We start from the raw sequence: 10553 nt of genomic DNA, 5'->3' as shown, positions 1-10553 counted from the left end.
GGTAAAACGGCGGACGGCAATCCGATTTGACGTGACCTTTGTTCGGAGGCCTCAGCGGGCCTCCGCTTTTTTGCGCCCACTCAAAGGCCCCTCACCGCCGGCCGCCTGGCAGCGCAATCCCTGCGGGATTGCGCCAACAGTCCTACCCTGTCACAACGCATGCCCCGTGGTCACGGTTCGCGCCAAAAGGAACAGGAAAGACGCCCCAAATACACAGCGGAGCGGCAATGCGGGGCGGGCTTTCATCACTGGAAATCCTTTTTAAAGTATGGTGACCACTGACAGATAGCTCCGGCAATCCTTGAAGTCCCAAGTGCCAGTTGCGCACGTTTGCAGAGCGCATGTTGTGCATCAAAAGGACGCATTTAATTGCCTGTACGGCTAGGGAAAGTTCCTTTGATGCTATTGCACGGTCCGCAAAAAGCTCTAGGTCGGCGTTGCGCGGAGTGTTATAATTCACGCGGCGCAAAACGCAACGGGGAACCCCGTCCATCCATCGGAGGTTTCGTGAGGAGGTCATGTTCGGACAGGGAGGTCCGAGACTACCGGTCTTGTTCCTGCCGCTGGTGCGAGGCAGAACCGCACCCGCGTCTTTTTTGCTTTACACGGCCACTCTGGGGCTCGGGGTACTCGTCTGTTCGGTTGCCTCGGTGCACGGGGAAGCCCTGGGACTGCGGATCTCCTGGGGCGGCGGAACACCCCGCCGCTGGAGCGGCACCATCACGGTTTCCGAGGGACAGATCGCCTCCTGGTCCTTGCTCGGCACCGAAGTTGACGAGCCGGGCGCTATCTTTCGAGAAGAAAACGCCCTGATCATCGCCCCGACGCGTCCGCGAATTTATCAGGGGGTCGATGTGGTTGTCGATTCCCCGATCCAGGCCAACCTTCAGGTGGAACTGGCCGTCTCCGGCCAGGCACCGCAGCGCTGGACGATCCCCCTGAAAAATGTGCTGCGGGACCCTTATGAAGCACCGGTGGACGACCAGGAGAACCGCCTGTTCGTCGAGCGGTCTCCCGGCGATAGCCTGGCCATCGAAACGGACCGCCCGCACCTCATCTTTGAACCGGGGGAAACATGGTCATTCCGGGTGCGATTCCGTGGGAGCCCCTTCCATCCCGAGGACCAGGTCACCCTGGAGGTGCGGATTCAGAATGCCAGAGAAGAACAGCAAGCCCGCTGGAATCTTCTCGATCCGTTCAATTTGGGGCGAAGTAATGCACCCAGTCTCCCATCCGCCCGGTATGAGACTACGGCCAATCCCAATACGGCTGTGCCGGTGGAAGTTGTGCTCCCGCAGACCGAAGGAGTTTATGACGTCGTTTTGACGGCCGCTGCCACTACCGGGCTACGTTTGGGGGAATCGGTCGTGCGTCCCCTGGGATGGGGCGGTCCCACAGTCCAGCGGCGTGTCCAGGTGGTCGTTCTGGCGAAGGAAAACGCCTCCACTCTGACCGAAACACGTTCGGAGTTGAGGCTGTTGGGAGAGGCCGCGGATGCGGGAAATCCCACCTTTTGGGAACGCCTGAGTCGCATGACACCGGCTCTGCCGCGACTGCACCTGCTTCCCCGCGACGGATTGCTGGGCCGAGGCTGGCGCCGCCTGAAGGAAGGCCAGCAGGAGCCCTCCACGGAACTTCGCCCCAGCGAGCCGGGAGAGGAACCAAGTTGGGCGATCTATTCGCTGCCCATTATGGAACCCGGCACGCCCCACCTCCTGGAGATCGAATGGCCCGCCGATCGCAAGCAGACGCTGCTTATCTCGCTGATTGAACCAAACGCTATGGGCGCGATCTCTCCGCCCCTGATGGACATCGGGGTGACAAGCTCGGGCGAACTGAGCCGCTGGGGAGAGAAGCTCGGCTGGCAGGTTTACCGGGCGGTATTCTGGCCGAAAACCCGGCAGCCATTCCTGATGGTCGCCAATCCAGGAAACGAGCCGGCCATTTACGGCCGAATCCGCGTGTATGGTGGCTGGCGTCACCTTCCGGAGAATTTTCCTCCCGCAGCTTTTCCCACCGACCGGATTGTGGCGGCGTACTTCCATCGGCCATTCCTGGCGGCAACGTTTGAGGCGAGCGACGCGCCCGGGCCGTTCCGAGAGCGGGGCATCGAAGACTGGGTGACATTTTACGATGCCACCACGCGGCTTTCCGAGTATCTCCGGTTTGCCGGTTACAACGCGGTTGTGCTCACGGTGGCGGCCGACGGATCCACGTTGTTTCCCAGCCCACGTTGGCAACCCACGCCCCGGTACGACAACGGTTGTTTCCATCCCGACGGTGCGGATCCGGTCCGAAAGGACGTTGTGGAGCTCGTGTTACGCGTCGCAGACCGTGATGGATTCATGGTCATCCCGGCCATTGACTTTTCGACTCCCCTGCCGGATCTGGAGGCCACAATTCACCGGCGTGGCAACCAGGGCCGAAACCTTCGCTGGGTGGGTCCCGACGGTCGAACGCTCGACGAAACAACACAACCTTACCGGGGAATGCTTCCCTACTACAACATCCTTCACCGCGAAGTGCAGGAAACCATCCTCAATTTGATCCACGAGTTTGCCGACCGTTATGGGCAACATCCGTCGTTTGTCGGGCTGGGCCTTCAGATTTCGGCCTACGGATACATGCAACTGCCCGGTCCCGAATGGGGGATGGACGATGAAACCGTGGCCCGATTCTGCGAAGAGACCGGCCTCACCATCGAAGCGACCGGCGACGATCGATTCCAAAAGCGGGCCGAGCTTCTTCTGGGACAGTATTTCCGGCAGTGGGTTCGCTGGCGGGCGCAGCGCCTGCAGAGCTTTTATACCCGGGTCAACCAGGAATTGACGGCGGTTCGTCCGGATGCCCGACTGTATTTGCTGGCCCCCACCCTTTTTGTGGGCGAACGGTGGGAGAATCGCCTCCGACCAACGCTCCTGCAGCGGCAAGATCCCCTGGCCGTTTTTCAGGAGGTGGGCCTTGATCCAACCGTCCTGGCCAGCGACCCCAGCATCACTTTTCTCCGCGTATTTCGAGTGGTGGAACACGCCCCATTGGGAATGCGGGCCAACGAGTACGAGGTCGATCAACTGTTTCGCGCATGGCAGGGGACGAGTCCGCTGGCCGCCAGTGGCGTGCTTTTCTACCAGGCCCCACGCGAGATCCGTATCCCCAGCTTTGATGCGGCCGCCCCCTATACTCCTGCTTTGACAGCCATCATTCACCAACCCATTCCATGGGGATATGAAAGTTTGCGGCGTTATGCGCAGGCCCTGGCCGAGGGCGATCCCAGCTTCATTGCAGACGGCGGCTGGCGCGTTTCAATGGGTGATGAGGAGGCTCTCCGGGTGTGGCGGGCCACTTACCGAAGGCTTCCCGCCGCTCCTTTTCACGACGTCTCTTTTCCCGGAAACAGCAAGTCCATCCAGCCGCTCGTTATTCGTTCCGCTGTTCGCGGGCAGGAAACCTACCTTTATATCGTCAATCAGGCGGGGTTTTCGGTCAGGGCCACGTTGCAATTTCGGACACCGGCCAATACGCGAGTGATGGAACTCAGCGGGCTGCGCCCTCTTCCCATGATCAAAAAGGATACCGACGACACGTGGCGTTGGGATGCTGACCTTGGGCCGTACGATTTTCTGGCGGTAAAGTTCACGTCCCCGCAGATCTCTTTCACACAGGCCGCGATCCATTACAATCCGGAGATCATCCAGCGACTTAAAGACCAAATTACGGAGCTGAGCGAGCGGGCGGCCACTTTGAGCACACCCCCGCTTTACGAAGGCCTGGCGAATGCGGACTTCGAACAACCGCCGACAAAGTCAGGGGAAATTCCCCACTGGAAGATTCAGGCAGGTTCCGATGCCACGGTGCACCTTGACAGCCAGGAGAAAAAACAGGGGAGCTACTCCCTTTACCTCGCCAGCCGTGGCGCACCTGTCACCATGATCAGCGACCCATTCGAAGCACCAGCGACGGGCCGTCTCACTGTAGGGCTATGGCTGAAAACACGGCCGGGAAATCCCCAGCCACCTCTCCGCGTGTTTCTGTTTGGTGATCCCTCACAACTCTCCTTCGCCCGATACGCCGAAATCGGTGTTTCCGCGATGGGTCAGCCGGTGCCCACCGTGGGCGCAGAATGGACGCCCATCCTCGTTCAGGTGGCTGATTTGCCGCTTGGCAGAAAAGGCCCCTTGTATCTGAGAATCGACCTGGCCGGGCCAGGCGAGGTCTGGATCGACGATATCCAGTTGTGTTCTCTGGCGTTCAGCAAGGCAGAACGGGTGGAGTTGTTCAAGCTCATCGCCCCCGCCCAGGCCAAGCTGGAAAATGGGGAAATCGCCGATTGTCTCCGCATGCTGGATAGCTACTGGCCGCAGTACCTCAGGGCGTTTGTCCCTCGCGCTGATCTCTCCACCCAGATCAGTCGAGAAAGGCAGGCCGGTCAGCCGGCGGAAACCGGGTCAGCTCACAATTCCGTCAAGACACCCGACCGATCCGCGTCACTTCTGGATCGCCTCCGGGCAGTTCTTCCCTCGAAATGGCGATTTTGAAACAGGCCTCGGAGCTCCCCGGGGAACGGCGTATTTTTTCTCAGCCCATTTTTTACCCCGCTTCCTGCATGCGCTGCTTCGGATATGGCGAATCGGACTTGCCCCAGCCCGGCAAATTCTGTATTTGTTTGCCGCAGTGCCAGAGGGGATAGCCCCGGCAACCCTTCGACGTACCTCGAAAGACTGTGATCCTCCGTTGATGCGCAGCAAACTGGGACTTCTTAGCACCGCGGCATGGGCGACTTTAGCGGGTCTCCTGTTGATCTGGACTCCCGCGAAGGTTTTCTGCCAAACATCCGCGGCCATTCCGGAAACTCGTCTCCCTGGCATCGAAGCGGCCGACGGTGAGCAGGCGAAACCGGACGACCGTGCGATTGGCGATCAGTCCGGCGAGCAAGAACAGGTTGTCGAAGTCCGCGTGGTGGGTGCCAAGCACGTGCCCCGCGAGAAATACCTGCCCGCCATCAAGACGAGGGCCGGGCGGGCCTTCGATGTGCAAACCCTCGAAGAGGATGTGAGACGGCTTTATCGGACCGGCCTGTTTGTTGACATCAAAACGTACACACCCCAGGTGCAGGGGGGCCGCCTGGTCATCTTTGAAGTGCTCGAGCGACCGCTCCTCCATTACGTGAAATACGTTGGGAATCGAGCATTCAGCGAAAAACGACTCGCCAAAGAAACCGGTCTTAAGGCGGGTGATCCCCTGGATACCTGGCAGGTGGACGAGGCCCAACGCCGATTGGAGCAATTCTATCACGAGAAGGGATTCCCCCATGCCAGGGTCACGGTGATCGAAGGCAACAAGACGAGCGATCGTGGAGCCATTTTCCTCATCAATGAAGGTCGTCGCCAGCGCGTGGCCTGGACGCAATTCATCGGCAACACGATTGCGTCAGACGCGCGATTGAGAACGCAGGTGCAGACCAAACCCGGCTGGTTCTGGTTCCTTGGAGGACTCTTTGATCGCAAACAACTCGACGAAGACGTCGAGCGGATTACCGCATACTACCGTAGCCTGGGATTCTTCCAGGCCCGTGTGGGGCGCGACATCGAGGTCTATCCCGATCCTGTCAGCGATTCCCGCGAATGGGTCTATGTGACATTTATCATCGACGAAGGCCCCCGATATCGCATCCGGAATATTTCTTTTTTTGGAAATAAAAAATTCTCCACCGAAGAACTATCGAAGAACCTCGAGCTCAACCCGGGAGATTATTTCGATCAAAGTAAACTCCAGATGGATCTCAACCGGTTGCGTGATAAATACGGGGCGGTCGGTTACGTGTTTGCCGACGTTCAGGCGGATCCGCGTTTTCTGGAAGAGCCGGGACAGCTCGACCTTGTCTATAAGATTGATGAAGGGCGTCCTTATAAAGTCGGAATGATCAACGTTCAAATCACCGGGGAGGAACCGCACACACGGGTAACGACGGTGCTCAATCGGATGTCCCTGGCCCCTGGTGATATAGCGGATATTCGTGAGATTCGAGCCAGCGAACGCCGACTCAGGGCATCGCAGATATTCGAAGTCGATCCATCTCGGGGTGTTCAGCCCAAGATTGTATTCACGCCGCCGGAACTGCCTTCAGTGCCGGAAAAAGGTGAAGGGCCCCAAATTGCGGAAAGGCCCCAGCGGCCGGTACCACCGAGCGGAGAACCGGAGGGGAGGCCTGCCGACAACGAGCAGCCCCCAGCGCCGAGCGTGATCCGCGGCCAATCGGAGGGCGGCCTGAGTCTTCCTGCGCCTCCCCGGTGGCTGTGGCCTTCGCCTGTGGGCGGATCTCGTCCTGCCTCCGGCGAGGAAGTCGTGCCGGCCGTCGGAACGCGAATGCCCTCCGAACCATCGCGGGTCGTCCCGGCGACGTATGAGGAGTCTCCCCAAACATCACCGGGCGTTGTTCCCACCGGTTATACGGCGACCAGCCCGAACGGGCAGCCGATACAAAATCTGCCGCTGCAACCGTTGCCGAGTGCCACGCAACCGGATGTCCCGGAAACAACAACCACGGCGACCAGTCCTCCGGTTTATGTCGCTCCTGCCGATCAGGTGCCTGCCCCGGCTACCCGCGTTGTATTTCCCGATCGACCGCTGCCTGGGGATATGTCAGTGTTCTCCGACCGTCCTCCCGATGAAGAACCTCTCGAATTGCCGTTGCAGCCGATGGTGGAAGAAGCCCGCACCGGGCGGATCATGTTCAGTGTGGGCGTGAACTCGGACGCCGGTGTGATGGGGAGTGCCATCATCGAAGAGCAGAATTTCGACTGGACCCGCTGGCCGCGGAGCTGGCGCGACATCATTGAAGGTCGGGCATGGCGGGGAGCCGGTCAGCGCTTTCGCCTGGAAGCTGTTCCCGGCAGTCAGGTGCATCGCTACATGATCAGTTTTTCCGATCCCTATTTTATGGATCGCAACATCACCTTCGGCCTGAGCGGCTTCTACTATCGCCGTAATTACCGCGAATATACAGAAGAACGGCTGGGAGGGCGCGTGGCCTTTGGTTATCAGTTTACGCATGATCTGTCAGGAACCTTCGCCTATCGCGGCGCCGACATCAAGATTTTCGATCCGCTCGTGACGCCTTTTGGGATCCCGCCCACCATTGCCGACGCGATGGGAACAAACATCCTGCACGGATTTGAAGTGGCGCTCACCCATGACACGCGGGATAACGCGTTTCTGCCGACTGAAGGCCATTTCTTCCAGGCATCGTTCGAGCAGGTGGTGGGAACACATGATTATCCGCGCGTGGAGCTTGACTACCGCCGCTATTTCGCCCTGTGGCAGAGACCGGATGGGTCTGGCCGCCACGTTCTCGGGCTGGCTGGGCGCATCGGCATCACCGGAAGTGATACACCGGTGTACGACCACTACTTCGCCGGGGGAACCTCGAGCCTGCGCGGTTTTGACTACCGGGGGGCTTCGCCGCGGGAGTTCGGTGTTGCGGTGGGGGGACACTTCCTTATGCTGGCCTCCGCGGAGTACATGTTCCCCATCACTGCCGACGACATGGTGCGCGGCGTCATCTTCTGCGACACCGGGACCGTGGAGCCGAGCATCGACAACTGGACCGATCGCTACCGCGTGGCGGTGGGTTTCGGGTTGCGCGTCGTGATCCCGATGATGGGACCTGCCCCGATGGCCTTCGATTTTGGCTTCCCTGTGGTCGAAGAACCCGGCGACGACAATCGGGTGTTCAATTTCTTCATCGGATTCTTGCGGTAAAAGCGGGCAGTTTGACCTTCCGACGTGGATCTGAGATTGCCACACAACATGAGGTATTCACTGCACCTATGACCAGCTACGTCGTCATTCCGGCGCGACTGGCTTCCACACGACTTCCCCGCAAGATGTTGCTGCAGGAGACCGGCAAGCCTCTCATCCAGCATACTTACGAGGCGGCGACACGGGCCACCAAACCCGTGGGAGTGTGCGTGGCCTGCGATCATGAAGAAATCCGGCAAGCGGTGGAACGTTTCGGGGGACGAGCTGTCCTGACCAGCCCTACCGCCCCGAGTGGCACGGACCGGGTGGCCGAGGTTGCCCGTTCCATGCCGGAGGTAGATATCTTCGTCAATGTGCAGGGGGACGAGCCGGAAATCCCTCCGGAGGCGATCGATCAGGTGGTCGATCTTTTGGAACGCACCCCCGCAGCAGAGGTGGCGACGCTGGCCGCTCCGATACGAGAACGCGAGCGGCTGGCAGATCCCGCCTGTGTCAAAGTGGTGTGCGACGGACGGGGATTCGCCCTTTATTTCAGCCGCAGTATGATCCCGCATCCCCGCGAGTGGGACGATTCCCTTCTCCAGGCCGATCCGCCGATCTTTCTGCAACATATCGGGCTGTACGCCTATCGTCGGGACTACCTTTTGCAAATCCCCCACCTTGCGCCGCCCGCTCTGGAGCGGGTCGAGAAGTTGGAACAGTTGCGTTTCCTCTACCACGGGGCGCGGATTGTTGTGGGCCTGATCCCTTCACCCACCTGTGGGATTGACACCCCCGAGGATTACCGCCGGTTTGTAGCAAACTACAGGGCGCGGTACAATCGGCCATAAAGGTGTTGCGGTTGGCCACGGCCGGCTCGTACGTTGTCCTGCAGCGAGAGTTTCTGCTCGCACCCCAGCGGTGGCGCTGCTCTATCGGCTTTCGGGTGCCATCCGAAAATTCCGCATGTCATCCCTGGTTTCGGGGTATTTTCTTGCTCAATTCAGGTGTGGATGCAACATGGCCAAGCATATTTTTGTGACGGGTGGGGTCGTCAGTTCCTTGGGCAAAGGGTTGACGAGCGCTTCCATCGGCATGCTTTTGGAACGCCGTGGTCTCTCCGTGCGCATGCAAAAAATGGATCCCTACATCAACGTGGATCCCGGCACCATGAGTCCCTACCAGCACGGGGAGGTCTATGTTCTGGATGACGGCAGCGAAACCGATCTGGACCTCGGCCACTACGAACGCTTCACCAACAGCCCCCTCACCCGCGATAGCAATTACACGACGGGCAAGATTTATCTTTCCGTGATCACCAAGGAACGTCGGGGGGAGTACCTCGGCCAAACCGTGCAGGTGATCCCCCACATCACGAATGAAATCAAACGAGCGATCACCAAGCTCGCGGCGCCCGATGTGGACGTCGTCATCACAGAGATCGGGGGGACCGTGGGCGATATCGAAAGCCTCCCCTTTCTGGAGGCCATTCGTCAGCTATCGCTGGACATCGGACGGGAAAACTGCCTGTATATTCATCTGACACTGGTTCCCTATCTTCGCGCCGCGGGCGAAATCAAGACCAAGCCCACCCAGCACTCTGTGGGACAGCTCCGTCAAATCGGTATCCAGCCCGACATCCTCATCTGCCGCACGGAAAAGCCCCTGACGCGGGATGCGCGTGCCAAGGTGGCCCTGTTCTGCAACGTTCCCGTGGACTGTGTCATCGAAGAGCGGGACAAGGACTTTTCCATCTACGAGGTGCCCATCAGTCTAGTGGAGCATGGTTTGGACGAACTGATTGTGCGAAAACTTGGTCTGAAAGCCGGGCCCCTCAATCTGGATAGCTGGTATGAACTCCTTCATCGCATCCGAAACCCCAAGAGCGAAGTCTCCATCGCGGTGGTGGGCAAATACGTCGAACATCGTGACGCCTACAAGTCTATCTACGAGGCCCTTGACCATGCGGGGATCGCCCATCAGGCTCTCGTCCGCGTGGAGCGGGTGCACAGCGAGAAGATCGAACAGGAGGGACCAGAACGGCTGCTGGCGGGGGTTGATGGGATTCTCGTACCCGGCGGATTCGGCGAGCGGGGCATCGAAGGAAAGGTAGAAGCCATCCGCTATGCCCGTGAAAAAAAGATTCCCTTCTTTGGTATCTGTTTGGGCATGCAATGCGCGGTCATCGAATTTGCCCGACATGTCGCCGGCCTGGAAGGCGCCCATTCCACCGAATTTCACAAGGACACCCCCCATCCTGTCATCTGTCTGCTGGACGAACAGCGGCATATCACCGATAAAGGCGGCACGATGCGTTTGGGGGCGTATCCCGCCGTGCTCACTCCCGGGAGCAAGGCCGCTCAGGCGTACGGTACTCTTGAAATCAGTGAACGTCATCGACATCGCTACGAGTTCAACAACGCTTATCGGAATCGCTTCGCGGAACTGGGGCTCCAAGTTTCGGGTACCAGCCCGGATGGCAAACTGGCGGAGATCGTCGAGTTGGTCGGGCATCCGTGGTTTGTGGCTGTGCAATTCCACCCCGAGTTCAAATCCCAACCCACCCGCGCTCATCCACTCTTCCGCGCATTTATCGAGGCAGCCCTCAAGGCCCGATCGCAGCGCGTGACTCAGGGGACGGATGAAGACATCCCCCCCGTGGAAGTCAATGCGCAAACAACCAACTGATCGTGCGATGGCACTCCCCTGAAAGCGCCTTCTTTCAAGTGGGCAACTCAGGCAAACTCGAGAAAGCGACAGGACCGCAGTGAGTCGGTCGAACTTTGAATCCCACTTGGGTGCCGCCCGATTCAGCC

Annotated in this window: 4 protein-coding genes; all 4 read left to right on the top strand. The window is 59.4% G+C overall.

All coding sequences use genetic code 11. The features are described 5' to 3' along the window. Positions 1-518 precede the first annotated feature (518 nt). The 4 genes from H5U08_RS03605 (at position 519) to H5U08_RS03590 (ending at position 10425) form a co-directional block, all read left to right on the top strand. Positions 519-4535 (top strand): family 10 glycosylhydrolase, encoded by a 4017-nt coding sequence (locus H5U08_RS03605; protein WP_297030227.1) that lies wholly within the window; start codon positions 519-521, stop codon positions 4533-4535. A 199-nt stretch (positions 4536-4734) separates the two neighbouring features. Continuing rightward, positions 4735-7758, top strand: a complete 3024-nt coding sequence (locus H5U08_RS03600) for a POTRA domain-containing protein (RefSeq protein ID WP_297030224.1) — start codon at positions 4735-4737, stop codon at positions 7756-7758. A 68-nt stretch (positions 7759-7826) separates the two neighbouring features. Next, a complete protein-coding gene (gene kdsB, locus H5U08_RS03595; RefSeq protein WP_297030221.1) occupies positions 7827-8588 on the top strand; it encodes a 3-deoxy-manno-octulosonate cytidylyltransferase in 762 nt (253 codons plus the stop codon). Between the two features lie 169 nt (positions 8589-8757). Then, positions 8758-10425, top strand: coding sequence for a CTP synthase (locus tag H5U08_RS03590; protein ID WP_297030218.1), 1668 nt, complete (start codon positions 8758-8760; stop codon positions 10423-10425). Positions 10426-10553 lie beyond the last annotated feature (128 nt).

Origin of the sequence: Thermogutta sp., from assembly GCF_014359955.1 — a bacterium.
Classification (GTDB): Bacteria; Planctomycetota; Planctomycetia; order Pirellulales; family Thermoguttaceae; genus Thermogutta.
Note: the sequence above shows the minus strand (reverse complement) of the source record. Positions and strands in the feature narration are given on the sequence as shown.